The following is a 25,339-nucleotide window of genomic DNA, read 5'->3' as shown; positions in this document are numbered from 1 at the left end:
AAATGAAACTGCTCCAGACCCGACTGGACGCGCTCGACCCGCGCGTCGCCCTGCCCTCCTACGACCGCACGGCGCTGAGCCATGGCATCGTGCACGTGGGCCTGGGCAATTTTCACCGCGCGCACCAGGCGGTCTATCTCGACGACCTGTTCAACAAGGGGCTGGATCACGACTGGGCGCTCTGCGGTGCGGGGGTCCGGGCACCGGATGCCCGCATGCGCGAGACGCTGCTGGCGCAGGACTGCCTGTCGACGGTCATCGAGCTCGGCCCCGAGGGACAGAGCGCGCGCATCACCGGCGCGATGATCGACTTCGTCGAGGTCGCGCCCGCGAACGGTCCGCTGATCGCACGGATGGCCGACCCCGCCACCCGCATCGTTTCGCTCACCGTGACCGAGGGCGGCTACTATGTCGATCCGGCCACCGGCACCTTCGATCCGACGCATCCCGACATCGTCGCCGACGGCCGCGCGCCGGACGCTCCCGGCACCGTCTTCGGCGCCATCGTCGCGGCGCTGCGGGCACGCCGCGAGGCGGGCACCCCGCCCTTCACCGTGATGAGCTGCGACAACATCCCCGGCAACGGCGACGTGACGCGCGATGCGGTGACCGGCACCGCGCGCCTCTCCGATCCCGGCTTCGCGGACTGGATCATCGCCCGGGTCGCCTTCCCCAATTCCATGGTCGACCGCATCACCCCCGCCACCACCGACACCGAACGCGCCATCGCCGCGGACTTCGGCATCGAGGACCCGGTGGTCGTCACCTGCGAACCCTTCCGCCAGTGGGTGATGGAGGACAATTTCCCGCAGGGTCGTCCCCGGCTGGAAGAGGTCGGCGTGACCTTCACGGACGACGTGCACGCCTACGAGCGGATGAAGATCCGCATCCTCAACGGCGGGCATGCGATCATCGCCTATTCCGGTGCGCTGCTCGGCTGCCGGCTGGCGGACGAGGCGATGGCCCACCCGCTGGTGCATGCCTTCTTCCGCAAGGTCGAGGAGGAGGAGGTGCTGCCCCACGTCCACGCGGTGCCCGAGTTCACCCCCGAAGCCTATCTCGAACTGATCGACACGCGCTTCTCCAACCCGGCGGTCAAGGACACCACGCGCAGGCTCTGCCTCGACGGTTCCAACCGGCAGCCGAAATTCATCGTGCCCTCGATCGCGGACGGGCTGCGGTCGGGTGTCCCGATCGACGGGCTGGCGCTGGAATCCGCGCTCTGGTGCCGCTACTGCGCCGGAACGATGGAGGACGGCAGCCCCATCGCCCCCAACGATCCGGACTGGAGCCGGCTTGTGCAACTCTCGGCGGCGGCGGTCGACCGCCCGAAAGCATGGCTTGAACAACACAGCGTCTACGGCGAAATTGCCGGCGATTCGTCCTTTGAGGTACGTTTCGCATTCTGGTTGCGCCGGGTCCTGGAGGACGGGGTCGCCGCAGCCGTCACCTCCTACCTGAAAGGCTGACCCATGGCATTTCTCGGCATCGACCTTGGCACTTCGGGGCTGCGCGCCCTGCTGACCGATGACGAGGGCGCCCCCGTCGCCTCGGCCGAACGCCACTATGAGGTGTCCCACCTGCATTCGGGCTGGTCCGAACAGGACCCCGCCGACTGGATCGCCGCGCTCGACGCGGCGGTCGAGGAGCTGAAGGCGCGCCCGGAATGGCCCGGTCTGCGCGGCATCGGCGTGGCGGGCCACATGCACGGCGCCACCCTGCTCGACGACCGGGACCGGGTGATCCGGCCCTGCATCCTGTGGAACGACACCCGCAGCTTTGCCGAAGCGGCGACGCTGGACGCGACGCCGCGGGTCCGCGACCTGTCGGGCAACATCGTCTTTCCCGGCTTCACCGCGCCCAAGCTGGAGTGGCTGCGCACGCACGAGCCCGAGGCCTTTGCCCGCACCGCCCGCGTGCTCCTGCCGGCCGCCTATCTCAACTGGTACCTGACCGGAGACCACGTCGCCGACATGTCCGACAGCGCGGGCACCTCCTGGCTCGACGTCGGCGGGCGCGACTGGTCGGAGTTGCTGCTTTCCGCCGGGCACATGCGGCGGGATCAGATGCCGCGCCTCGTCGAAGGCTGCGACGCGGCAGGCACGCTGCGTGCCGAGCTTGCCACCCGATGGGGCGTCGGCACGGTGATCGTGGCGGGCGGCGCGGGAGACAATGCCGCGGCGGCCTGCGGCACCGGCGTGCTGCGGGAAGGCGACGGTTTCGTCTCGCTCGGGACCTCCGGCGTGCTGCTCGCTGCCCGCGACGGTTATCATCCGGACCCGGACAGCGCGCTGCACACCTTCTGCCACGCGGTGCCGGGGCAGTGGTACCAGATGGGGGTGATGCTCTCCTGCACCGACAGCCTGAACTGGCTCGCCCGGATCTCGGGCAAGCGGCCGTCCGAACTGACCGCCCCGCTCGGCGAATGCCTCAAGGCCCCGGGCCGCGTCCGTTTCCTGCCCTACCTCTCGGGCGAGCGCACCCCGCACAACGACGCCGCGATCCGCGGTGCCTTCACCGGCATCGGCGCCGAGACCGGGCTCGACGATCTCACCCGCGCGGTGCTCGAAGGCGTGAGCTTCGGCCTGCGCGACAGCGCCGAGGCGCTGCGCGGCGCGGGCGCGGACCTGCGACACCTGCTGGCCATCGGCGGCGGCAGCGCCTCGCGCTACTGGCTCCGGCTGATCGCGACCGTGCTGAACGTGCCCCTGCACCTGCCCGCGGCCGGCGAATTCGGCGCGGCCCTCGGGGCCGCACGCCTGGGACGGCTCGCCGCGACGAAGGAAGCGCCGGCGGATGTCATGACGGCGCCGGAGACGGGCGAGGTGATCGAACCGGTCGCCGATCTCGTGGCGGCCTTCGACGAGGCCTATCACCGCTTCGGCCCGGCCTATCACGGGGTGAAGGCCATCCAGTAAGAGGGGCGCTGCCCCGGCCGCCTGCGGCGTCCTCCCCGGGATATTTGAAGCCAGAAGAAGATCAGGGGCGGTCCCCCCGGGTTTCTTCTGGCCCAAAATATCCCCGCCGGAGGCATCTTTTTCGGGGCAACGCCCGCCTATCCCGCGATGCGGACGAGGTGGTTGTCCCAGGCATCCTCGGCGCGGCGCAGCGGCGCGGTTTCTGCCCCGGTCACCAGCATCAGCCCGCCGAGCCCGTCGCTGGCCATGTAACCGCGCTCGTGGGTGGCGAGGCCGCAGACGTCGGTGCGCGACACTGCTCCTAGGAAGGCGCCGGTTTCGGAGAACCGGTGCAGGCGCCCGCCGCGGGGCGAGGTGATGGCGATTTCCGATCCGTCGCCGCAAAAGGCGATGCTTCCGGCATATCCGTCCATCACCAGTTCGTCGCCGAACGGAGCGTCGCAGAGCCGCGCCGGCTCGCCGCGCCGGTGCAGGCCGAGAAGCGGCGGGGCGGCGCCTTCTTCGCCCTGCCATTGCATCGCAAAGCCGACCAGCCCGTCGGGCCGCAGGGCGAGGTGGCGGATGGAGTTCCGGTGCAGTTCCGGCTCGAGCACGACCTGGTCGAGCAGGGTGCCGCCGAAATCGACATAGGACAGGCTGGCCTGCATCGTGTCGACGTTCAGCACGGCGCGGTCCCAGGCATCGGTCAGCAGACCGCCATTGGCGATGACGAGGCTGCGGCCATCGGGCATCAGGCGCAATTCATGCGGGCCGATGCCGTGGGTCGGCAGTTCCCCGATGCGGGCATATCCGTTGCGCACGTCCCAGACCCCGACCAGCCCGGTGCTGCCGTCGGCCATCTGCTCGGAAGTGAACAGCAGCGAGCCGTCCGAGGCATAGGCCCCGTGACCGTTGACCTGGCGCCCCTCCGGCGGGGTCAGCTCGTGCAGCAGCGTGCCGTCCCGGCAGTCGATGACCAGGGCATAGCGGCCGGGGCGGCGGGCAAAGCCCACGGCCTCGGCGCGCGTGGGGTGGGCGCAGGCGGCATGGCCGCGCGCCGGCAGCGGCAGGCGGAAGGCTTCGGTCGCGTCGTCGCGCAGGCCGACCAGCACGAAGCTGCCGTCCGCCTCCCGTGCCGCCGCGAGATAGGTCGGATCGCCCACCGAGGCCCAGCCGGTCGCGGGGGCGGCGGAGGCGGCAAGAAGGCTGGCGAGGAAGGTGCGGCGTGAGGTGGTCATGGGTCAGTCTCCGTCCCCGGAATTGAAGCCGGGGGTGATGCCGAGCCGGACACCGATCTCGGTTTCGATGGCGTCGCGCACCGAGCGCACGCTCTGTTGGAGGATCTCGACGTGCAGCCGCCCGGAGGGATCGTCGACGCTCTGAAGGGCGGGGTCCTCGACCTTGGCCGCCTCGGCCCGGACGCGCTCCAGCGCGGCATCGGTCGCGGGCAGGTCGGTGTCGGACAACGCCCGCGCCAGGCTCACCGCGGCCTCGGTATCGAGCACCACGTTGCGCAGCGAGCGGCCCGAGCGCCAGGCTTCGGCGCGGGTCGGGCGGGGGCGGTCGAAGGTGCCGAGCGGACGGCCGAGACGATTGTCGGCGGTGAATTCCAGACCGGTCAGGATCTGGGTGTAGATCGCCCGCACCGCCTCGCCTTCGGTCATGAAGGTGGCGTTGCCCTCGGCCCCGGCCGAGGTCAGCACATCGGCGTATTGCTCGCGCCAGGCGGCGTCGAGTGCCCCGGCCTGCCGGGCGAGGTCGCGCGTGATCGTGCGCACCAGCGCGCAGGAATAATCGCCCTCGGCATAGCCGGCATAGGCGGGATCGTAGAGCATGAGGTCGAGCGCGAAGAGCCCTCGGGCGGCGATGGAGGTGTCCGCGAAGGCCACGGGATCGCGACCGACCGGGTCCTCGTCGGCGATCAGGCGGGACAGGGTCTTGGGGGTGAACCCGCGCGTGTCCGGCCAGAACTCGATGGACAGCACGCCGGTTTCGGAGGGGCCGATGCGGATGTCGCCCACCGCGGTCCAGGCGTCGAAAGCGGCCTGGTAGGCGGGCTGCACGGCTTCGGGCGCACAGTCGGCGGCGGCGGTTTCGGCCATTTCCGTCGCGGCTTCGTCGAAGCGGGCGAGACCGGGAAGGATATGCAGGTCCAGCGCCTCCTGCACCCCGGCCTGTGCCGGAAGGGCGAGGCAGAGGGCGACGAGGGAGGGGATGAGGGGTCGTGTCATTCAGAGGCTCTCCAGAAAGCGGATGAGGGCGGCGCGGTCGGGCGGCGGCATGGAGATCACGCGGTCGCGCGGCGCGGCGGCTTCGCCACCATGCCACAGGATCGCCTCGAGAATCGAGCGGGCGCGACCATCGTGCAGGTAGGACCCATTGCCGCTGACCCGTTCGGTCAGCCCGATGCCCCAGAGCGGCGCAGTGCGCCACTCGCGCCCGGTCGCGCGGCCTTCGGGGCGGTTGTCGGCCAGCCCGTCGCCCATGTCGTGCAACAGCAGGTCGCTGTAGGGCCAGATCAGCTGAAAGCTCTGCGCGGGCCGGTCCGCCAGTCGCGCGGTGACGAATTTCGGCACGTGGCAGGCGGCGCAGCCGGTTTCGTGAAAGACCCGCTTGCCGTGCAGCACCTCGGGCTCGCCTTCGCCGCGCCGGGCGGGCACGGCGAGGTTGCGGCTGTAGAAGGTCACGACGTCCAGCGCCGGGCGGTCGATCTCGAACCCGCGCGCATCCCCCGCCCCGCCCGGCGCGCCGCGGCAGGCCATCTGGTTGGCGGTGCAATCGCCCCAGATCGCCGGATGCAGCGGGCTGGAGATGCCCATGTCCCCGGCAAAGGCAAAGGCGGTCTGCTCGGAGACCGTCGGCACCCCGGCCTTCCAGCCGAAGCGGCCCAGCACGGAGCGGTCGAAGGCCACCGAGCGTACGATCGCCGCGCGTCCGGAAATGCCGTCTCCGTCGGCATCCTCCGGGTCTTCGTGGGCGAGGATATCCGCGGCCGGTATCGCCTCCAGCAGGCCGAGGCCGATCATCTGGGGCGCGACGCGGGGCGACAGCATCGCCCCCGGCGCCAGCGGGCCGTAGCCGGGGCTTTCGACATCATAGGAGGGTTTGCGCAGGCTGGCGGTCTCTCCACCCGAGAGGGCGACGGCGATCTCTTCGTACCGCACGCCGAGCCGGAATTCGGCGGCGTGGCCGGGGGTGGCGAAATCCTGAAGCTGCGCGCCATAGACCGGATCGGGGGCGGTGGCGATCCAGTCGGGAATGTCGGTCGGGACCTCGTCCGAGGGGACGGAAACGCGCAGCACCATGGACACGGCGGAATCCCCGGGCCCGTCCGGCGCGTGGCCGCGCCCGTCCTTCACGTGGCAGCTCCGGCAGGCGCGCGCGTTGTAGAGCGGACCCAGCCCGTCGGAGGCCAGCGTCGAGGAGGGCGACGACACCCAGAGCTTGCGGAACAGCCCCCTGCCGAGCGTGAAATCGGCGGCGCGCCCCGCTTCGAGGTTGGCGGAGGGCTGCGAGAACGCCTCCGCATCGCGGCGCGCACGCACGGTCGCGGCCCCGGCGGGGCGGGCCTCGAACGGTTCGGGGGCGGAGAAATCCGTCACGGGTGCAAGCACGGCGGCGATGCGCGCCGCTTCCTCGGCAGTCCGGGGGATGACGGTCAGGTGGGGGTCGCCTGGGTCGGGCAGGGTCGTCGCGGCGGAAAGGCCACCGCCCAGACAAAGGGCGGCGGCAAGAACGGCCTTACTCGGCCTCGTCCATCGGCGAGGCGTTGAGAAGCGCATATTTCTCCGCTCCAAGCGTTTCGAAGAGATCGAGCTGGGTTTCGAGAAAGTCGATGTGACCTTCCTCGTCCGCCATCAGTTCCTCGAAGAGCTTCATGGAAATGAAGTCCCCGATCTCGTTGCAGTATTTGCGCGCCTCGGCGTAGAGCGCACGTGCCTCCTGCTCCGCGGCCAGATCGGCCTCGAGCGTCTCCTTCGGAGTCTGGCCGATTCGCAGCGGGTCGAGCTTCTGCAGGTTGGGGTGCCCGCCGAGGAACAGGATCCGCGCGATCAGCTTGTCCGCGTGGTGCATCTCCTCGATGCTTTCCTCGCGGCTCTTCTTGGCCATGCGGCCGAGGCCCCAGTCTTCCTGAAGGCGGAAATGCAGCCAGTACTGGCTGACCGCGGTCAGTTCAGAGCGAAGTGCCCTGTTGAGATAGTCGATGGCCTTCTCGTCGCCCTTCATGCCTCTCTCCCTGTGTTGGTCCGCGGCGCTGACGCAGGCCGCGGAGGTGCATGGGTACTTCCAGATTATCGTTTCCACGCATGGTTGAAAGGAAAAGCGGCATGCATCCGCCGCAATCCGCCTTCTTGCCGAGCGCGTGGTAGATCTTTCCGGGGGTGATGATCGTCTGCGGATCCGCCGTGCGCATCCAGTCGATGGCGGCGTTGATGTCGCGGTCCGAGATGTTCTGGCAGCTGCAGACGATCATCGTGGTTCCTCCGGTTTACTGGAAGACAGAGGCCGGGTTGTCGAGGCTGTCGGAGCCTTCGAATTCGATCTGGTCGAGGTCGAGCGCGCTCACCACGCGTTCGATGCTGCGGGTCTGGTCGACGAGCCCGTCGACGACACCCATGATGAGCGTCTCGCCCTTTTCGTTGCCCGCTTCGAGCATCTGGTCATAGGCAAAACCGCCTTCGGCCGCATCGCGCAGCGCGGTCAGCGCGGACATGGTCGCGTCGAGCTTGGTCTTGACCTCGGTATCGAGCGCGGGGTCCTTGGCGGCGACGAGTTCCGACAGCGACGGCCCTTCGACCTTGGAGCCGTCCACGCGGGTGTAGGAACCGAGATAGACGTTCTGGATTCCCACGCCGTCGTAATAGTGGCTCATGTGGGTGTTGTCGGAGAAGCAATCGTGCTCTTCCTCGGGGTCGTTCAGCATCAGGCCGAGGCGCACCCGCTCGCCCGCAAGCTCGCCATAGGAAAGAGAGCCCATGCCGGTCAGCATCGCGGCCACGCCCGCATCGGGGTTTTCCATCAGCGCTGCGCGCGCCTTCCCGTCCTCGGTCCAGTTGCCGACCATGGTCTCCAGATCCTCGACCAGCAGCGCGGTCGCCGCTTCGAGATAGGCGGCACGGCGGTCGCAATGGCCGTTGGTGCAGGCATCGCCCTGCGCGTAGTCGGTGAAGGGACGGTCGCCCGCGCCCGGCCCGGTGCCGTTCAGATCCTGCCCCCAGAGCAGGAATTCGATGGCGTGATACCCGCGCGCGACATTGGTCTCGACGCCGTCGGCCTCGTTCAGGGTGTCGGCGATCAGCGCGGGGGTGATCTCGGTCGCGTCGACCTCCTCGCCGGCGATGGTCAGGGTCGGCGAGGCGACGATATTGACCGCCGCGAGCGGGTTCTCATCGGTCGCGCCGCCGTACCCGGCATCCACGTAGTCGATCAGGCCTTCGTCGAGCGGCCAGGCGTTCACCTTGCCCTCCCAGTCGTCCACGATCGGGTTGCCGAACCGGAACACCTCGGTCTGCTGATAGGACGGGCGCGCGGCGCGCCAGGCCTCGCGGGCAGCGGTCAGCGTCGCTTCGGACGGGTCGGCCACCAGCGCGTCGACGGCCGCCTTCAGGGCTTCGGCGGTGGTCAGGCTGTCCTCGTAGCCCGCCAGGGCGATGTCGGCATAGGTGTCGAGCACCGCCGCCTTGTCGTCCGCCGCCAGCGCGGGGGCGGCGATCAGCAGGGCAAGGCCCGAAGTCAGTAGGCATTTCATGGGGTCGTTCCTCGTTGGCTTGTCATTCTTGTCTTGGCTGGCGAAGCGCGCTCATTTGGTCAGGATCAGCTTGCCGGCCTTGGTGATCCGCAGGGTGTAGATCTGACCGTCCAGGTCGATCTCGGCGATATTGCCCCCTTCGGTCAGGGAGCGGGCATCGTGACGGGCAACGACCGGCGTCGCGGTTTCCCGGTTCAACCTTGCTTCCATCATCTGTCTGCCCTCCGCAGTTCGATGCGGTCCAGCAGGAGTTCCAGCCCCGCCGCATCCGGCCAAAGGCCGCTCCGCATCATCGCCATCGTCTCGCTCAACTCGTCTCGCATCGGGCGCACCTCGGTGCGCGGGTCCTGTCCGGTCATCGTCAGCCTCCATGTGGTCGCATCACTGGATCGGGCTTCCCTGCCAGAGGCGTGGGGTGGCTGGATGCCCCCATAACTGAGCAAAAGAATCGGAATTGTCAACCTGACTATTTCACTCGCCTTTCATCCGGCGCCATTCCGGCAAGGGTTCCGGTTGTGTTCCGCCCGATTCCCGGGCAATCCTCCGCCGTGAAGGAGCGCCCATGTCCGACATCCGCCTTGTTCACGCGTCCGATCTTCATCTCGGCCGCCGGTTCGCCGCCCTCCCCGAGGATATCCGCCACCGGCTGGTCGAGGCGCGGCATGCCGCGCTCGGCCGACTCGCGCAGGCGGCACGGGATCACGGCGCAGGGCACATCCTGCTGGCCGGGGACAGTTTCGACAGCGGCACGCCGTCTGCACGGGTGCTGGCGCAGGCGCTTGCCGCCATCGCCGCCGACCCCGCCCTGACCTGGTGGATGCTGCCGGGCAACCACGACAGCCTCGCCGAAGAGGAACTCTGGTCGGCGATCGCCCGGCGCGGGCCCGAAAACCTGCGGCTGCTGACCGACAGCGCCCCGCAGGAGATCGCGCCCGGCGTCACCCTGCTGCCCGCCCCCCTGCCCCGGCGCTATCCCGGGCGCGACCTGACCCGCTGGATGACGGACGCGGCGACCGCCGAGGGCACGCTGCGCATCGGCCTCGCCCACGGGGCGATCCGCAGCTTCGAGGAAGAGGCCCTGCGCGCGGACGAGGTCATCCCCCCCGACCGGGCCGCGACGGCGGGGCTCGACTATCTCGGGCTCGGGGATTGGCACGGGCAGATGCGCATCGATGCGCGCTGCTGGTACTCCGGGACACCGGAACGGGACGGGTTCCGGCACGGCGGCCGGGGCGCCTGTCTGGCCATCACCCTCGCCGGGCGCGGCCACCCTCCCGAGGTGACGCCTGTCGAGACCGGCAGCTTCGACTGGCAGGACGTAGCGCTCCCGCTGCTTCCCGGAGAGGATGGCGCGGCGGCGCTTGCCGGGGCCCTTCCCGCCACCGGACAGGCGCGGCGCGACATGCTGCTCAGGATCGCGGCGCAGGGCCGCGCGACGCTGTCCGCGCGTGCCGATCTCGACCGCGCGGCCGAGGCGGTCTCGCACGAATTCGGCTATTTCGCGCTCGACACCGGGGGGCTTGCGACCGAGGTCGAGGCGACCGACCTCGACCTCATCGACCGCGGCGGGGCGCTGCGGGTCGCCGCCGAACGGCTTGCCGCCAGGGCCCGCGATCCCGAAGCGACGGAGCGCGACCGCGAAATCGCCTCGACCGCGCTCAACCGCCTGTTCGGGCTGCTGTCGGGAGAGGACGCATGAGGCTTCTGTCCGTCACCCTCTCGGATGTGCGCCGCTTTACCGCGCCGGTCACCATCTCCAACATCGCGCCCGGTCTCAACGTCCTGTCGGCCCCGAACGAGGAAGGCAAATCCACGCTGTTCGATGCGCTGCACGCGCTGTTCTTCCAGAAACATCGCGGCAAGCCGAAAGAGATCATGGCCCTGCGGCCCCATGCCGGCGGCGCGCCCCTGGTGTCGGTCGAGGTGGAAACCGGCGGCACGGTCTACACGGTCACCAAGCGCTGGCTGTCGCGCCCGCTGGCGGAGGTGCGCGCCGCCGGGCGCCTGGTTGCCAAGTCCGACGAGGCCGAAGCCTGGATCGCCGCGCTCACCGAGCCGCCGGAGACGGGCGGCCCGGCGGGGCTGCTCTGGGTACGGCAGGGGCTGGTGTCGCTCGACGAGGGCGAGAAGAAGGAGATCGACGCGGCGCACCGCGCCCGGCGCGACCTGTTGTCCTCCGTCGCAGGCGAAGTCGAGGCGCTGACCGGCGGACGGCGCATGGACCGTGCCCTCGCGGCCTGCGAAGCGGAACTCGGCGCGCTTGTGACCGCCTCGGGCAAGTCGAAGGCGGGCGGCCCCCTCAAGGCCGCCGAGGACGAGACCGAGACGCTGCAGAGCCGTCTGGCAGAACTGCGCCGCATTTCCGACGACCTGCACGGCGCCATGGAACGCCGCCGCGCGCTGCGCACCGAGCTTGCCGAACTGCAGGAGCCGGAGGCGGTTGCGGCGAGGGAGGAGCGCCTCGCCGCCGCCGAGGCCGCCGCCGGGGAGGCCCGCGCCTTTGCCCTGACCCGCGATCAGGCGACCGAGCGACTGCACGCTGCGGAGTTGCGCCGGGACGGCGCGCAGGAACGGCTGGCCACGCTCCGGACCGCCCGCAAGGCGCTGGCCGAAGCGGATCGCGCCCGGGCGGAACTGGCACGGGCCGCCGACGAAGCGATGGAGGCGCGCCGGCAGGCCGAGGCCGAGATGGCCGGGCACCGCGCGCAGCTCGACGCGGATCGCGCCGCACTGGTCGCGGCGGAAACGGCGCGGGTGACGGCGCAGCAGGCCGCGCGCGCCCGCGACGCCGAGGCCCGCCGCAAGGAGATCGGCGCCCGCCTCGACGAGGCCCGCCGCCACGCCGCGGAGGCGCAGCGCCTCGCGACGGCCGCGGCGACCGGGCCGGATGCCGCCACGCTGGACAGGCTGGAGGGACTCGCCCGCGAGGAACGCCTGCAGCGTGATCTGCTGAGCCGCGCCGCCCCCCGCCTGCGCATGGACTATGCCCCCGGCGCGGACCCGATCGACCACGCCGGTCGCCCGCTGGCGGATGGCGTCGAGCAACCGCTGGACCGGCAGACCGCACTCGATCTGCCCGGTCTCGGGGTGCTGACGATCACACCGGGCGCAGCGGCCGCCGAGGATGCGGCGCTCGCCTCCGCGCGCTCGGCGCTTGCGGCGGCGCTGGCCACCTGCGGGCAACCGTCGCTCGCCGCCGCGCGCGAGGCCGCGCGGGACCGGATCGCCGCGACGGCGGCCCGCAAGGAGGCGCTGGCGGCGCTGAAGGCCATCGCCCCGGACGGCATCGTGGCGCTGGAAACCGCGCTGGACGCCCTCCCCCCGCCCCCGACCGCCGAGGTGATCGACGCGCCCGCGCCGGAGGCGGCGGAAGCCGCCGTTGCCGCGGCACGCAAGGCGCTCGCTGAGAGCGAACCGCGCGCCGAGGCCGCCCGGACGCGGGTCGAAGCCGCGCGCCTGACCGAGGCCCGCGCCGCCGGGCGGCTGGAGGATGCGGAGCGTCGGCTGGACGAGGCCCGCGCCGCCGTTCCCGCCGAGCCCGACGCCGCCGAAGCGACGCTGCTGACGGATTGCGAACGCGCGGCCGAAGCGGCCGAGTTGCTGCACGCGGAGAGGACGGCACTGGACGCCACCGCGCCCGACCTCGACGCGGCAAGCGCCGCGCTTGCCCGCGCGCGGGACGTGGTGCGCCGCAGCGACGAGCGCATCCAGGTCCTGACGGAACAACGCGCCCGGCTGGATGCGGAGATCGAGTTGCGCGCCGGGGAAGGTGTGGAAGAGGATCTGTCAGCCACGACCGAGGCGCTGGACCGGGCGCGCGAACGCCTCGCGCGCCTTGTCTCGGAACGCGATGCGCTGCTGTTGCTGAAGGAGGTCCTGGACCTTGCCCGCTCGGAGGCGCGCGAACACTATTTCGAACCGGTGACGCGCGAACTGGCGCCGCTGATGCGCCTGCTCTGGCCCGACGCGGAACTGGTCTTCGACGAGGACACGGTGCTGCCGATGCGCCTGCTGCGCGACGGGATCGAGGAGGAGATCGGGCAGTTGTCGGGCGGCACCCGCGAACAGATCGCGCTGCTGGTGCGGCTGGCCTTTGCCCGTCTGCTCGCCCGGTCGGGACGGCAGGCCCCGGTGATCCTCGACGACGCGCTGGTCTACACCGACGATGCACGGATCGAACGGATGTTCGATGCGCTGCACCGGCAGGCCGGGGATCTGCAGATTCTCGTACTGAGTTGCCGTCAGCGGGCGTTCCGCGACCTCGGCGGGCAGATGCTGGGATATGCGGCCGGGGCGCTGCCGGAGGGCGCGGAGTAGCGCGCGGGACCGGCGAGCGAAGGGGGGCGCTGCCCCCGTCCGCCTGCGGCGGACTCCCCCGGGATATTTTTCGAACCGAAGAAGGAGGACGGGCGGCACCCTTGTCCGGCGCCGCCCGTGCGTGGCTCAGCCGAGATCGGCGGGGAGCAGGTCGTCGGGGACGTTCTGGTAGCAGACCGGGCGCAGGAAGCGGCGGATGGCCATGGTGCCGACGGAGGTCGCGCCGAAGTTGGTCGAGGCCGGGTACGGGCCGCCGTGGACCATGGTGTCGGCGACCTCGACCCCGGTCGGGAAGCCGTTGATCAGCACCCGTCCGCCTTGCGTTCGGAATCGGCATCAGCCCGCGGGCCTGCGCCGTGTCGCCCGGATCCATGTGGATGGTGCAGGTCAGCTGGCCTTCGAAGCCCTTGGCGAGGGTCATCATCTCCTCCGCGTCCGAAACCCGGACCACGAGGCCGAGCGGGCCGAAGACCTCTTCGCCAAGTGCATGATCCTGCAGGTAATTTGCCGCGTCCGTCTCGTAGAGATTGGGGCTGGCGCTGCGGCCTTCGCTGTCGGTCACCAGCACCGGCTTCACCGCATTGCGCCCGTCGAAGCGGGATTTACCGTCCGTATACGCCTTGGCGATACCATCGGTGAGCATGCATTGGCCGGACACGCCTTTCAGCGCCTCGGCGGCGGCCTTGACGAAGGCATCGCCCTCGGGACCGCTGGCGACCACGGCGATGCCGGGGTTGGTGCAGAACTGGCCCGCCCCCATGGTGAGCGACCCGGCCCAGCCGGTGCCGATGGCTTCGCCGCGCGCCTTGATGGCCTCGGGCAGGCAGAACATCGGGTTGACGGAGCCGAGTTCGCCGAAGAAGGGATCGGTTCGGGACGCTGCGCGCAGAGGTCGAAGAGCGCGCGGCCACCGCCGAGCGAGCCGGTGAAGCCGACGGCCTTGATCAGCGGATGCTGGACGAGCGCGGTGCCGACGTCGCGCTTGCCGCCCTGGATGAGGAAAGACCCCGGCCGGCATGCCGGTGGCGGCGATGGCGGCGTGGATGGCCTCGGCGACGATCTCGCCGGTGCCGGGATGGGCGGAGTGGCCCTTGACCACCACCGGGCAGCCGGCGGCGAGGGCCGCGGCGGTGTCGCCGCCCGCGGTCGAGAAGGCCAGCGGGAAGTTCGAGGCGCCGAAGACGGCGACCGGGCCGATGGGGCGCTGGACCATCTTCAGGTCCGGCGCGGCACGCGCTGGCGGTCGGGCAGCGCGGCGTCGTGGCGGCGGTCGAGATAGCCGCCGTCGAGGATATGGCTCGCGAAGAGCCGCAGCTGGCCGGTGGTGCGGCCGCGCTCGCCGTTGAGGCGCGCTCGGGGAGGCCGGTCTCCTGCGTGCCGATCTCGGTGATCGCCTCGGCGCGGGCCTCGATCTCGTCCGCGATGGCGTTCAGGAACGCGCGCGCTGCTCGCGCGTGGTGTAGCCGTAGGTCCAGAACGCCTCTTCGGCCGCGGTGCGCCACGACCAGCGCCGGGGTGCCGACCGAATACTCATGCGCGGGACCATGCGCCGGTTCCGAGGTGAAGGTGGTCTCGCCCCCGACCCACTCGCCTGCAATCAGGTGCTTGCCGTGGGGGGTGAAGACGGATTTGTCGAGCATGGTTGGGTCCTTTGTTGCGGCACCGCGCCGGGGTCGGCGGCGGCGCCTTTCGAAGAAAACGGGCCCGTCAACTTGTATGACAGGATTCGCGAATGGTATACCAGCAATCGCGCCGGGGGCGTCAAGGCGACTTCCCGCAAGTTCGCGAAAAAGCATGAGGGACACGGTCCGGAGCGGGCGTGTCCCTCATGCAGTCATCATGTGTACCCGCCAAGATCCGGCTTCAAGCCCCGGTGGCGGGCGATGTGGGTCGCAAAGGTCGTCTCGGGTCACGTCAGCGCCTGTCCTTGTCGCGTTCGCTTTTTTCGGTCAGCGCCAGGATCAGCACTGCGATAACGATGAGACCGAGAAGACCTGCGATGAAAACATCCGTGGTCATCGGTTGATCCTTCGTTGGTTCGAGGGTCCAACGCGCGGTCCGGACCCGGGTTCCGGAACCGATGCGGGGGGATCACGGTTTAGTGGCTGAAACGTGACACATCGGAGGGAGCGGTCTCATGCTCATCAGTCTTTCGGAATTGCGCGGATGGACGGCGCGGAACGACCGGCCCCATGCGATCAGCGACCTGCTGTTCGATCTCGAAACGCGGCGCGTCGTCTACGCGACGGTGGGGCTGTGCGGCAGCAAGTCGGCGGATGCCCTTGTGGCGGCGTCGATGCTGCGGGACCCGGATCCGGCGAACGGCACCCTGACCATGGATCTCGGCGATGAGGACCTTGCCCGCGCACCGCGCTGGGAGGGCGACCAGTCGGAGTTGGACGCGATGCTTCTGGCGATGCCGCCGCTCGTCGTCGGGCCGTTCGGAGGCACCTATGCCCCGCTCGCCATGGCGGCGATGGCAAAGGACACGAGCGATGCGCCGCAGGAGGATCCCCGCGCGGAGGCCGCGCGCGAGCGGTTCGAACGGTTGAGTTCGTGGCTCGGCAAGCCGGTCTTTGCCAGCGACGGCGAGGTCGGCATCGTCGCCGACCTGCTGCATGCGTTCGACGACAACCGGCTGGATTGGCTGGTGGTGGACAACGACCGCTTCTTTCATCACCGCCGCCGTGTCGTGCCATTTTCCGCGATCAGCCACCGTGCCCCGGAAGAGACCGGCGGCCATGTGGTTCTGACGATGTCGCAGGCAGAGGTGGAGCGGGCGCCGCAGGTCGCGGATATGGAACTCGGCGACTGATCCGCCCCGTGCGACGGGCCGCGCTCAGAGCGGCCCGGTTGCAGCGGCGGCCTCGCGTTCCGCAGCTGCGACCTGAGCCGCGTCGGCCTGTCGCGCCTTGGCCGCCGCGACGAGGGAATGAAAGATGCGGCGGTGGGCGCGGCGGTAAAAGAGGTGTTCGGGATGCCATTGCACCCCCAACGCGAAGGGATCGCTCGACCTTTCGATCGCCTGGATCATGCCGCCATCGTCCCGCGCCGCGACGCGCAAACCCTCGCCCAGCGCATCGACCGCCTGGGAATGCAGCGCGTTGACATAGAGGCAGCGCGCCCGTGCAGAGCGCGCGAGCAGGGTGTCCTCTCCGATCTCGACCCGCTTGCGGGGCAGCACGGTGCGGTAATGCCGGGACTGGTAGACGCGGTAGGCATCCTGGTGCAGCGTCCCGCCCAGCACGACATTCAGCATCTGGGACCCCCGGCAGATCCCAAGCACCGGAAGCCGCCGGTCGAAGGCCCCACGCAGCACCTCCTGTTCGAGCGTGTCGCGATCCGGGTCCAGGCGCACGTCGAGGCGCAGCTCTCCGCCGTAGAGCGCGGGGGCGATATCGTCGCCGCCGCCGATCACCACGCCGTCGACGCTGTCCAGATCGACATCGTCGTCACCGGCCTGCCAGCGTGTCGCGCGCCCGCCACCCAGCCAGATCGACAGCGCCATCAGGGGAAAGATGCGCCAGCCCGAGCGGCGCGAGACCGTGACGCCGATGAGTGGCCTCACAAGCCCGCCTCGCGCAGCATCCGCCCCGATCTCGACGCCCAGTCGGCCCGCATGGAGGTGAACGAGGCGCGGTGATCGCGCCAGGCGGCCTTGAGACGGTCGAGAAGCGCCGCGTCGCCCGCGACCCGTTCCACCAGCACCCAGCGATTCCATTCCCCGGCGATGGTCCAGCCCGGTTCGTCGATGCGGCAATCGGGAAGGCGCCAATGGTAGGTCGGGCGCGCGCCGATCTGCTCCATGTCCATCACCCGCGCGACGCGGGTGCGGTCGGCATGGGCAAAGAACGGCAGCATGTCGAGCCCGTGATTCCGCGACGGGGCAAGGCGCAGGTAGATGTCGATCAGCCCCTTCAGGTCGGTGACGGGGTGGTCGGGGTCCGCGAGGCGATCGAGCAGCGCCCGGGGCCAGGGATCGACCCAGGGCAACACCCGCCGCGACACGTCGATATCGGCGATCTGGCGGATGTGATCCTCGATCAGCGCATAGGCCGTCATGGTCGGCAGCACGCCGTCCAGCGTCGGCGCGACGACCTCGGGATTGAAATGCAGACCGAAGCCGAGCAGCACCCCGGCGCGGGTCCCGGTCGCCCCGGCGCGGCGCAGGGTGTCGAGCACCGCGTCGAGACGGGCGATGTCGGCAACCTGCAGAGGGTCCGTGACCAGCTCCACCGGCACGACGGTGCGCGCGAGATCCCTCAACTGGCGGCCGAGCCCCTCGCGGTCGAGCTTTTCGAGCGGCCGGCTGTCCAGAAAGCAGGTGAAGCCGCCCAGCTCGCTGTCGGAAAGCTCCCAACGCCCGGAGCCGGTTTCGCGGGCGGTGCCGCCAAAGGCGGTGCGCACGGTGTCGATCACCTTCTGCTCGGTGATGCCGGAGAATTCGAGTTCCACGCCGACGCGCCGCGGCTGTCCCCCGGAGGTTTCGGGCCGGGGGAGCGACAGGGGGGCGGTTTCAGAAGTCAGGGACATTCGGCATCGTGTTCGGTGTCGTTTCGTCCGGGGTGAAATCGGTGACGGCGAATTCCACGCGCACCCGATAGACGCCGTCGACCTCGCCCTGCTCCAGGGTGCCGCCGAGCTGCGTCGCGAAGGCCCGTATCAGGCGCGAGCCGAGACCCGAGGGTTCGTCGCCGGCCGACCCGGCGGTCGCCTCTCCGGGTTGCGGCAGGCGGTTCTCGATCTCGAGCACCGCCTTCTGCAGCCCCTCGCGGCGGAACCGCAGCGAAACCTTGGCGGTCCGGTCCTTGCCCGCCGCGCCGTATTTCAGCGCGTTGGTCAGCGCCTCGGCCGCGAGCAGCGACAGCGGCACGGCCTGGTCGGGGACTGCCTCGACGGATTCGACCTCGGTCTCGAGCTCCGTGCGGACGCCGGCGACCTCGGTCATGTGGCGCAGTTGTTCGACCATGTCCTTGAGCAGACGCCCGGCATCGACATGGCCGAGATCCTCGGTCTGGTAGAGGTTGCGGTGGATCGTCGCCAGGCTGCGGACCCGGTCCTGAAGCCGCTGCAGGATGGCCCGGGTTTCGGCGCTTCGGGACTGGCGGATCTGCATGTTCATGATCGAGGAGATGAGCTGCAGGTTGTTCTTCACCCGGTGATGCACCTCCTTCAGCAGGATGGTCTTCTCACGCAGGGCATTTTCCTGCTGCGCCTCGTCGCGCAGGATCGCATCGGCCATGTCGAGGAAGTCGGCCTCCATGTCGGCCAGTTCCGCCGGCATCGGCGTGGCATTGGTGCCGTAGGGAATGCGCCGGGTCCGCGCAAAGGAGCGCATCCGCCGGGATAGCCGCTGGATATGACGGATCACCAGCCGGTTGACGGCCAGAAAGGCGACGATCACCGAGGCGGCCCACATCAGGAACGGCAGCGAACGCGCGAAGCCGCCGACGGCGATGGCGCGCGCCTCGTCGCTGTCCTCTCCCCAGATCCCGAGGGCATGGATCATGCCGGGCACGAGGGTGGTCGAGGCATAGACCCGGGTGCGTTCGTCGCCGCTGCGGGCGGCAAAGCTCTGGGCGCGTGCGCCGATCAGGCTGCGCAGGTCGAGATCCGCCGGTAGGCGCTGCTCCACGCCCTGCATGCCGCCGCGGGCCGAGAGAATCTCGCCGTATTCGTTGAGGGTCACGATGTCGATGAAATGCGGCGGCATGTCACCGCTGTCGCCGCTGGGCAGCAGCACGGAGGGGACCGACAGGATCACGTGGCCGACCAGGTTGCCGTCCTGAAAGAACGGCTGGGCGACGACGATGACCGGGCGTTTGCTGAACGGCGCATCGGGGTTGAACCACGCCGTCGCGCCGGGCGAGCCGACGAGCCGCTCGAGCCGCGAATTTCCCTCGACCCGGACCGGCGTTTCGGGCGTGGCGCAGGGCACGCGCCCGTCCACCGTCAGAAAGGCAGCAAAGGTGTAACCCGGAGAGGCGGAGATGTACTGGCGCAGCTTCTGAGCGCACTCCGCCGCATCGACATCCTGCCCCAGCGTCGCCCCGATCGCCTGCGCCCCGCCCTGCGCGCGCAGGATCGTCTCGCGCTCGCCGAGCGCGGCCGCCTCGGTCAGGGCGACGAGACTGAGTTGCGAGCGCAACCGCGTTTCCTGCTGGAGCTTTGCCGTCTGGTAATAGGCAACCAGGCCGATCGGGACGAGCGCGAGCGACAGGAACAGGATGATGCGCGCTGCGAGACCCGTGGGGCGCATGCGCACCCCTCCAGCGTTTGACATGACTTCTTGCTCTACTCCAGTCGTGGAGCGCACCGGCGAACCGGGGCGTTCCATCCGATCAACGCATCCCGGCGGAGCGTTGTCCGACGACAACGGCCAGGGTCGCGTGATCCGTCATTTCAAGTTCATCCTCGTCGTCGATCTTGAGCAGTTCGGTCAGCCGGGCACGCGCCCGGTTCACCCGGCTCTTGATCGTGCCCACGGCAACGCCGCACGTCTCTGCCGCCTCTTCGTAAGAGAAGCCCTGCGCGCCGACAAGGATCAATGCTTCGCGCTGTTCGTCCGAAAGCTGGATGAAGGCGCGGCGGAAGTCGGCAAGCTGGAGGCGGCCGTCATGGGCGGGCTTCTCGGACAGGCTTTCGGTGAAGATGCCGTCGGCGTCGGACACTTCGCGACCGGCCTTGCGACGGTTGGAGTAATAGGTGTTGCGCAGGATGGTGAACAGCCATGCGCGCATGTTGGTCCCTTCCTGGAAGGTGCTGATCTTGGACCACGCCTTGACCAGCGTGTCCTGGACCATGTCATCGGCAAGGGCGCCGTTTCGGGTCAGCGACAGGGCAAAGGCCCGAAGCGCGGGAAGGTGCCCGACGATCTCGTCTCTCGGATCGCCGCTCATGCATTTTCTCCGCTGCCGGAGTCGCCGTCCTGAGAACGCAACTGGGCAATGAGGTCGAGGAAGCGATCCGGGACCTTGTCTTCGAGCATGTCTTCGTAAACCCGGCGAAGGTTCTCGTCGATGACCTCCGACTCCGCCGTCTTTCTGCGTTCGTGACCCATGGTGTCCCTTACTTCTTTCTTGCGCGCCTGCACGATAATCTGGAAATTCTGGGAACCAATGCGGGGAACCGGCGTTTGGTTCCCGAAAAGATCGAAAAAAAGGACCTTCCGAATGACAAAGGCTGATTTGAGCCAGACGATCGGAGCAGCCCTGCCGTTCCTCCGGCGGTATGCGCGCGCGTTGACGGGCAGCCAGACAACCGGCGACAACTATGCCGCCGCAACGCTGGAGGCCATCCTTGCCAGCCGTGACGAGATTGCCACCGCGTCCGATCCCAAGGTCGGCCTGTTCAAGGTATTCCACGGCATCTGGATTTCCACCGGTGCGCCGGTGGTGGAGGATGACAACGGGCCCCGCGCCAAGGCGCAGGCCCGTCTCAACGCGTTGACGACCAACAGCCGCGAAGCGCTCCTCCTGCACACGATCGAGGATTTCACCCTCGCGCAGGTCGGTGAGATCATGCAGATCGAAACCAGCGAAGCCGAACATCTCGTGGGTCTCGCCCGCCAGGAAATGGCCGATGCGGTATCGGGTCGCGTGCTCATCATCGAGGACGAGGCGATCATCGCGATGGATCTCGAAAGCATCGTCGCCGATCTCGGGCACCAGGTGGTCGGTGTCGCACGCACCCGCACCGGCGCCGTCGACCTTGCCTCGCGCGAGACGCCGGATCTGGTCCTTGCCGATATCCAGCTCGCGGACAATTCCTCCGGGATCGACGCGGTCAACGACATCCTGCGCGAACTCGGCCATCGTCCGGTGATCTTCATCACCGCCTTCCCCGAGCGTCTGCTGACCGGCGAACGCCCGGAACCGGCCTTCCTCATCTCCAAACCCTATTCCGAAGAGCAGGTCCGCTCGGCCGTGAGCCAGGCGATGTTCTTCTCTTCGACCGAAACGCTCAAGGCGTAAGGCACCGCTCGACCTTCCCTCGGTTCGACGGCCAAGGCCCCTCTCCCCCGCGGGAGAGGGGTTTTTCCGTTGTCCCGCGACGGTCGAACAGGCGGGCGGTCGAAATGAAAGGGGCGCCACGATCCCGTGACGCCCCTTCCGCTCATCCTATCGTACCGGTTCAGACCCGGCGGACGAGGCGCATGATCAGCGTCACCACGAACAGCACGAGGAAGATGAAGAACAGTACCTGTGCGATGCCTGCCGAGGCGGAGGCAATTCCCCCGAAGCCGAAGACGGCAGCCACGATGGCGACGATGAAGAACAGAACAGCCCAGTAAAGCATTTGATTTCCTCCGATCTTTTATCAGGCGAGGCTGCGCGAGGCACGCGGCCCGGCGATCAGCCAGATGATGAAGCCCAAGATGGGCAGTACGATGATGAGAAGCGTCCAGAGCACCTTTGCTCCGGTACTGGCGCGCGATCCGATCACGGACACGATCGCCCAGATGTCGAGAAGAAGGACGATAAAGCCCCCGATACCGGCAAATTCCATGTGCAAAGCTCCTTTGCGTCGACGGCCCGGACGGCGTGGCCAGCCCGGTGGATTCACCACCGGCCTACGGTCGCTGCCGTACGCTCCGTCATCCCTTGATTTCGCCGGTGGTCCTCCCCATCGGCTTGTGTTCGTCAAACGCCGCGATCTCGAAAAAGGTTCCGCGCCGGACTGCGGAATTCAGCGCCGCCCGGCGGGCCCGGTTCGGGGGCCGGCCGGACGGGCGCGGTCGTTCGGCTTCAGGCGAAGGACGGCAGCCAGAGCACGATCTGCGGAAACAGCACCAGCAGCGCGATGGTGATCGCATCCGCCACGAAGAACGGCGTCACCCCGCGGAACACGTCCTGCACGCTTAGCTCGGGCCTCACCCCCGCGACGACGAAGCAGTTGAGCCCGATCGGCGGCGTGATGAGACAGAACTCCGCCATCTTCACCACCAGGATGCCGAACCAGATCGCGCACATGGTTCCGTTCATGCCGAAGGCGCTCTCGGCCGCGCTGACGGTTTCGCCGCCGTTCAGCGCCATGACCGCCGGGTAGACCACCGGCAGGGTCAGCAGCAGCATGCCGATGGCATCGACGAACATGCCGAGCACGGCATAGGCCAGCAGGATGCAGACGAGGATTCCCAGCGGCGGGAAATGCAGCGAGGTGATCCAGTCGGCAAAGGCTCCGGGCAGGTCCGCGAAACCGAGGAAGCGCACGTAGACCAGCACGCCCCAGATGATCGTGAAGATCATGATCGACAGCTTGGCCGTCTCGATCAGCGCATCCTTCAGCTCGGGGCCCCGCATCCCGTGCAGCAGCGCCATGCAGAAGATGATGAATGCGCCGATGGCCCCGCCTTCGGTCGGCGTGCCCCAGGCATCGCCGAAGGGGTTGTAGACGAAGAAGATGATGATGACGACCACCGCGACGATGGGCAGCGCCGGCGGCAGGGAGGCGAAGCGCTGCCGCCAGGTGAACCCGCGCACCGGAGGGCCGAAACCGGGGATGGTCAGCGCCATGCCGATGATGAGGATCGCGTAGACGATGGCCGAGAACACCCCCGGCAGGAACCCGGCGAGCAGCAGCTTGCCGACGTCCTGCTCCACGATGATCGCGTAGATGACGAGGATCGCCGACGGCGGGATCAACGAGGCGAGCGTTCCGCCCGCCGCGACGACGCCCGCCGCGAACCGCTTGTCATAGCCGATCTTGAGCATCTCGGGGATGGCGATGCGGGCAAAGACCGCCGCCGTCGCGACCGAGGCGCCGGACACCGCCGCGAACCCCGCCGTCGCAAAGACCGTGGACACCGCCAGCCCGCCGGGCACCCAGGCGAACCAGCGCTTGCAGGCCTCGAACAGCGCCTTTGTCAGGCCCGCGTAATAGGCGAGATAGCCGATCAGGATGAAGGTGGGGATCAGGCTCAGCGCCTGGTTGGCGACCTTGCCATGGGGCACCTGCCCCGCGGTCTTGATGCCGACCTCGATCGCCCAGCCCAGCATCTCGGGATCGTAGCTGCGCTTGGCCCAGAAGATCCAGATCAGCCCGACCAGCCCCGCAAGCCCCGCCGCGAAGGCGACCCGCATGCCGAGCACCACCATGACCAGCAATCCGCCCGTGACCCAGAGCCCGATGTCGATGCTGCTCATGAGTCATGTCCCTGGATATGCGCGACCTCTTCGGCGGCCTGGTCCGCCACGCTCTGTACCAGCGGCACGGCGACCGGATGCTCCAGCCCCCTGACGAAGGCCCGCCCGTATCCCCAGAGCTGCAGGACCAGCCGCAGGCACATGATGGCAAAGGCCACCGGCACGATCAGCTTGGCCGGCCAGAGCGGCAGGCCGATGTCGATGGTGCTGTCGCGCGACCAGAGCGGCTTGGTCATGTCGAAGCTGCGCAGGAAATGCGCCCAGCTTCCCCAGACCAGCGCGGCCATCAGCAGCAGGATGCCGAAGGTGGTGATCATCTCGGCCGCCCAGAGCGCGCGGCCCCGCAACTGGCCGACGACGATATCCATGCGGATGTGCCCGCCCTGCCGCTGGACGTAGGAAATGCCGAGAATCGCGATCAGCGGCATCGCTGTCTCGATCCAGTCGACATAGCCGCGCAGCGGTTCGTTGAAGCCGTTGCGCCCCACGACGGAGACGACGGCCAGGAACATCAGCCCGAAGGCGCCGAGGCCCGAGATGAAGGCGAAGGTCGTTTCGAGCTTGAGAAGCCCGCGGTCCAGTCTGCTGAGGGACGAGTCGTCGCTCAGCACGGCGGATGCACCAGCCATGCCGATCCTTTCGGAAAAAGGAGGGCCCCGGCATCGCGCCGGGGCCCGTTTGCATCAGTTGGAGGCGCGCTGTGCGTCCAGCGTTTCGTTCACGAGGTCATAGAGTTCCTGCCCCGGAATGCCCTGCGCGGTCATCTCCTCGATCCAGGCCTGATGGATGGGCATGGCGACGGTCTTGAACTCGGCAAGCTGGTCATCGGCGATCACCACCTTCTCGACATCCTTCTCGGCCAGCACCTCGTCCCACTTCGCAAGCAGCTTGCCGTAGGTTTCGAGATAGTAGGCGATGGCCTCGTCGACGGAGCCGTCCAGCGCCGCCCGCTCCTCGTCGCTCAGCGCGTCATAGGCGTCGATGTTGACCACGACGGGGCAGTTCACCGTGCCGGGGTTGAGGTTCGCGGTCCACCAGTCGGCCTCGTTGATCGTCCCGAAGCTGAGATGCGCGTGCTGGGCAAAGGCCACCGTATCGACCACGCCGGATTCCATCGCCTGGTAGGCTTCGGAAGAGGTCACCGAGGTCGGCACGCCGCCGACGGCCGAGAACGCCTCGCCCAGGCCGCCCGTGGCGCGGACCCGCATGCCGTCGAAACTGGCCAGCGTCCGGCGCGGCTCGCCGGTGCCGACAAGGTTGTACTGCGGCATCGGGCTGGTCATCAGCATCCGCGCGTTCCACTGCGCCATCTCGTCGGCGACGGCGGGGGTGGCATAGACGGCATGGCTGACCGCCACCTCTTCCTTCAGCGTGTTCACCCCGAGGAACGGCAGTTCCAGCACGGTGATCGCGCGGTTCTTGTCGGGATGATAGCCGGCGCAGAACTGCGCCATCTCGAAGGCCCCGATCGAGATCCCGTCGAGGTTCTCGGTGTTCTTGCTGAGACCGCCGTACGAGATGTTCATGGTGAATTCGCCGTTGGTCTTCTCGGCGACGAGGTCGGCCAGCTTGTGAATGTGCTCGGTGAAGGCACGACGCTTGCCCCAGACGGATACGTTCCATTCGGTGGCGGCCGCTTCGGTGGCAAACGCAGCGGTGATCGCCGCCACGGTAAGCGTGGTGGTCAGGTGTTTCATGGTGTTCCTCCCGTTGTCCGGCGGTTCTTGCCGCCTTGGGCGTCGAGGTTAGCCATTCGGACCCATCGCGCAACCCCGAAGCCCGAGTCGGCCCGAAATGCCCTTGCCGCCGCAAATTTGGTATACCGCGGGATACTGCATCCTTTTGTCACACCCCAACCCATCCGGTCGGGGCGCCTCGGGGTTTACAACTTTTGCGGTAGTTCCCTTGCGGCACCCCGGTGGCCCGTCGCGAGAGCGTTGAATCCACTGGGATTTTGAAACGCCGGGCAAAATAATTTACAGATTGTCCGGCGGTAACGAAAATACTTTACAAATAAATTGTTGATTTACACCGGCTTATTTCAATCTTTTCGGAATGCGCTATGCTTCGAAGCGGGATGGACATCGTCACTTGCCGTGGCGTCACACAGAATGAGGGAGGAACTCATGAAAGACGAACAACCCCACGCAGGGACCTACCCGCCGTCGCCGTCGTTCACGTCTGGTGCGCATGTCGATGCGGCGCGGTATGACGAGATGTATGCGCGGTCG

24 protein-coding genes and 1 pseudogene are annotated in these 25,339 nt (G+C 68.5%); 6 read left to right on the top strand and 19 right to left on the bottom strand.

The window, feature by feature from the left end; translation table 11 throughout:
* The first annotated feature begins 2 nt into the window (after positions 1 to 2).
* The gene (locus ACN0RJ_RS20685) at positions 3 to 1,469 is read left to right on the top strand and encodes a mannitol dehydrogenase family protein (protein ID WP_417725520.1); all 1,467 of its coding nucleotides are present in this window, start codon (positions 3 to 5) and stop codon (positions 1,467 to 1,469) included.
* A 3-nt stretch (positions 1,470 to 1,472) separates the two neighbouring features.
* Positions 1,473 to 2,918 (top strand): xylulokinase, encoded by a 1,446-nt coding sequence (gene xylB, locus ACN0RJ_RS20680; RefSeq protein ID WP_417725519.1) that lies wholly within the window; start codon positions 1,473 to 1,475, stop codon positions 2,916 to 2,918.
* A gap of 137 nt (positions 2,919 to 3,055) precedes the next feature.
* Here the strand turns inward: xylB and ACN0RJ_RS20675 are convergent, their stop codons facing one another.
* The 8 genes from ACN0RJ_RS20675 to ACN0RJ_RS20640 are packed head-to-tail and all read right to left on the bottom strand — an operon-like array spanning position 3,056 to position 9,005.
* A complete protein-coding gene (locus ACN0RJ_RS20675; RefSeq protein WP_417725518.1) occupies positions 3,056 to 4,135 on the bottom strand; it encodes a DUF1513 domain-containing protein in 1,080 nt (359 codons plus the stop codon).
* A 3-nt stretch (positions 4,136 to 4,138) separates the two neighbouring features.
* Complete coding sequence (locus ACN0RJ_RS20670) at positions 4,139 to 5,128, bottom strand: imelysin family protein (protein ID WP_417722400.1); 990 nt, start codon at positions 5,126 to 5,128, stop codon at positions 4,139 to 4,141.
* Positions 5,129 to 6,679, bottom strand: coding sequence for a di-heme oxidoredictase family protein (locus ACN0RJ_RS20665; protein ID WP_417725517.1), 1,551 nt, complete (start codon positions 6,677 to 6,679; stop codon positions 5,129 to 5,131).
* Positions 6,639 to 7,124, bottom strand: coding sequence for a bacterioferritin (gene bfr, locus ACN0RJ_RS20660; protein ID WP_417722402.1), 486 nt, complete (start codon positions 7,122 to 7,124; stop codon positions 6,639 to 6,641). Before bfr ends, ACN0RJ_RS20665 begins: the two co-directional genes overlap by 41 nt.
* The gene (locus ACN0RJ_RS20655; RefSeq protein WP_417722403.1) at positions 7,072 to 7,371 is read right to left on the bottom strand and encodes a (2Fe-2S)-binding protein; all 300 of its coding nucleotides are present in this window, start codon (positions 7,369 to 7,371) and stop codon (positions 7,072 to 7,074) included. The genes bfr and ACN0RJ_RS20655 overlap by 53 nt, the downstream gene beginning before the upstream one ends.
* 15 nt (positions 7,372 to 7,386) lie before the next feature.
* Entirely contained in the window at positions 7,387 to 8,646 is a 1,260-nt protein-coding gene (locus ACN0RJ_RS20650; RefSeq protein ID WP_417725516.1) for an imelysin family protein, read from the bottom strand.
* Positions 8,647 to 8,697: 51 nt separating this feature from the next.
* Positions 8,698 to 8,859, bottom strand: a complete 162-nt coding sequence (hemP, locus tag ACN0RJ_RS20645; RefSeq protein ID WP_417722405.1) for a hemin uptake protein HemP — start codon at positions 8,857 to 8,859, stop codon at positions 8,698 to 8,700.
* Positions 8,856 to 9,005: a hypothetical protein gene (locus ACN0RJ_RS20640; RefSeq protein ID WP_417722406.1), complete on the bottom strand. Its 150-nt coding sequence runs from the start codon at positions 9,003 to 9,005 to the stop codon at positions 8,856 to 8,858. The genes hemP and ACN0RJ_RS20640 overlap by 4 nt, the downstream gene beginning before the upstream one ends.
* Positions 9,006 to 9,208: 203 nt before the next feature.
* On the opposite strand from ACN0RJ_RS20640, the gene ACN0RJ_RS20635 reads away from it, so the two are divergent.
* Together ACN0RJ_RS20635 and ACN0RJ_RS20630 are read left to right on the top strand one after the other, a co-directional pair.
* Complete coding sequence (locus ACN0RJ_RS20635) at positions 9,209 to 10,345, top strand: metallophosphoesterase family protein (protein ID WP_417725515.1); 1,137 nt, start codon at positions 9,209 to 9,211, stop codon at positions 10,343 to 10,345.
* A complete protein-coding gene (locus ACN0RJ_RS20630; RefSeq protein ID WP_417725514.1) occupies positions 10,342 to 12,963 on the top strand; it encodes an AAA family ATPase in 2,622 nt (873 codons plus the stop codon). Before ACN0RJ_RS20635 ends, ACN0RJ_RS20630 begins: the two co-directional genes overlap by 4 nt.
* 126 nt (positions 12,964 to 13,089) lie before the next feature.
* Here ACN0RJ_RS20630 and ACN0RJ_RS20625 read toward each other — a convergent pair.
* Positions 13,090 to 14,603: pseudogene (locus ACN0RJ_RS20625) on the bottom strand (aldehyde dehydrogenase (NADP(+))).
* A 497-nt stretch (positions 14,604 to 15,100) separates the two neighbouring features.
* On the opposite strand from ACN0RJ_RS20625, the gene ACN0RJ_RS20620 reads away from it, so the two are divergent.
* Positions 15,101 to 15,778 carry a PRC-barrel domain-containing protein gene (locus ACN0RJ_RS20620; protein ID WP_417725513.1) on the top strand — a complete coding sequence of 226 codons (678 nt, stop codon included), beginning with the start codon at positions 15,101 to 15,103 and terminating at the stop codon, positions 15,776 to 15,778.
* 24 nt (positions 15,779 to 15,802) lie between these two features.
* On the opposite strand, the gene ACN0RJ_RS20615 is transcribed toward ACN0RJ_RS20620, so the two are convergent.
* The 5 genes from ACN0RJ_RS20615 to ACN0RJ_RS20595 all read right to left on the bottom strand — a co-directional run bounded on the left by ACN0RJ_RS20615 (position 15,803) and on the right by ACN0RJ_RS20595 (position 20,056).
* Complete coding sequence (locus ACN0RJ_RS20615; RefSeq protein WP_417722964.1) at positions 15,803 to 16,531, bottom strand: gamma-glutamyl-gamma-aminobutyrate hydrolase family protein; 729 nt, start codon at positions 16,529 to 16,531, stop codon at positions 15,803 to 15,805.
* On the bottom strand, positions 16,528 to 17,496 hold the full coding sequence (locus ACN0RJ_RS20610; RefSeq protein ID WP_417725512.1) for an amidoligase family protein: 969 nt from the start codon (positions 17,494 to 17,496) through the stop codon (positions 16,528 to 16,530). The genes ACN0RJ_RS20615 and ACN0RJ_RS20610 overlap by 4 nt, the downstream gene beginning before the upstream one ends.
* Positions 17,480 to 19,222 (bottom strand): histidine kinase dimerization/phosphoacceptor domain -containing protein, encoded by a 1,743-nt coding sequence (locus ACN0RJ_RS20605; protein WP_417725511.1) that lies wholly within the window; start codon positions 19,220 to 19,222, stop codon positions 17,480 to 17,482. Before ACN0RJ_RS20605 ends, ACN0RJ_RS20610 begins: the two co-directional genes overlap by 17 nt.
* Positions 19,223 to 19,304: 82 nt before the next feature.
* Entirely contained in the window at positions 19,305 to 19,862 is a 558-nt protein-coding gene (locus ACN0RJ_RS20600) for an RNA polymerase sigma factor (RefSeq protein WP_417722961.1), read from the bottom strand.
* Complete coding sequence (locus ACN0RJ_RS20595; RefSeq protein ID WP_417722960.1) at positions 19,859 to 20,056, bottom strand: NepR family anti-sigma factor; 198 nt, start codon at positions 20,054 to 20,056, stop codon at positions 19,859 to 19,861. Before ACN0RJ_RS20595 ends, ACN0RJ_RS20600 begins: the two co-directional genes overlap by 4 nt.
* A gap of 79 nt (positions 20,057 to 20,135) precedes the next feature.
* On the opposite strand from ACN0RJ_RS20595, the gene ACN0RJ_RS20590 reads away from it, so the two are divergent.
* Complete coding sequence (locus tag ACN0RJ_RS20590) at positions 20,136 to 20,936, top strand: response regulator (RefSeq protein WP_417722959.1); 801 nt, start codon at positions 20,136 to 20,138, stop codon at positions 20,934 to 20,936.
* Positions 20,937 to 21,096: 160 nt separating this feature from the next.
* Here the strand turns inward: ACN0RJ_RS20590 and ACN0RJ_RS20585 are convergent, their stop codons facing one another.
* From ACN0RJ_RS20585 to dctP, 5 genes are all read right to left on the bottom strand, one after another.
* Positions 21,097 to 21,261 (bottom strand): DUF1328 domain-containing protein, encoded by a 165-nt coding sequence (locus ACN0RJ_RS20585; RefSeq protein ID WP_417722958.1) that lies wholly within the window; start codon positions 21,259 to 21,261, stop codon positions 21,097 to 21,099.
* A 21-nt stretch (positions 21,262 to 21,282) separates the two neighbouring features.
* The gene (locus tag ACN0RJ_RS20580; protein ID WP_417722957.1) at positions 21,283 to 21,471 is read right to left on the bottom strand and encodes a PLD nuclease N-terminal domain-containing protein; all 189 of its coding nucleotides are present in this window, start codon (positions 21,469 to 21,471) and stop codon (positions 21,283 to 21,285) included.
* Positions 21,472 to 21,710: 239 nt separating this feature from the next.
* Entirely contained in the window at positions 21,711 to 23,108 is a 1,398-nt protein-coding gene (locus tag ACN0RJ_RS20575) for a TRAP transporter large permease (protein WP_417722956.1), read from the bottom strand.
* A complete protein-coding gene (locus ACN0RJ_RS20570) occupies positions 23,105 to 23,737 on the bottom strand; it encodes a TRAP transporter small permease subunit (protein WP_417725510.1) in 633 nt (210 codons plus the stop codon). The genes ACN0RJ_RS20575 and ACN0RJ_RS20570 overlap by 4 nt, the downstream gene beginning before the upstream one ends.
* Before the next feature lie 54 nt (positions 23,738 to 23,791).
* Positions 23,792 to 24,805, bottom strand: a complete 1,014-nt coding sequence (gene dctP, locus ACN0RJ_RS20565) for a TRAP transporter substrate-binding protein DctP (protein ID WP_417722954.1) — start codon at positions 24,803 to 24,805, stop codon at positions 23,792 to 23,794.
* Between the last annotated feature and the right edge of the window lie 534 nt (positions 24,806 to 25,339).

Source organism: Salipiger sp. (assembly GCF_048261495.1).
Classification (GTDB): Bacteria; Pseudomonadota; Alphaproteobacteria; order Rhodobacterales; family Rhodobacteraceae; genus Salipiger.
The sequence above is the reverse complement of the archived record's forward strand: the minus strand, read 5'-3'. Positions and strand labels throughout refer to the sequence as shown.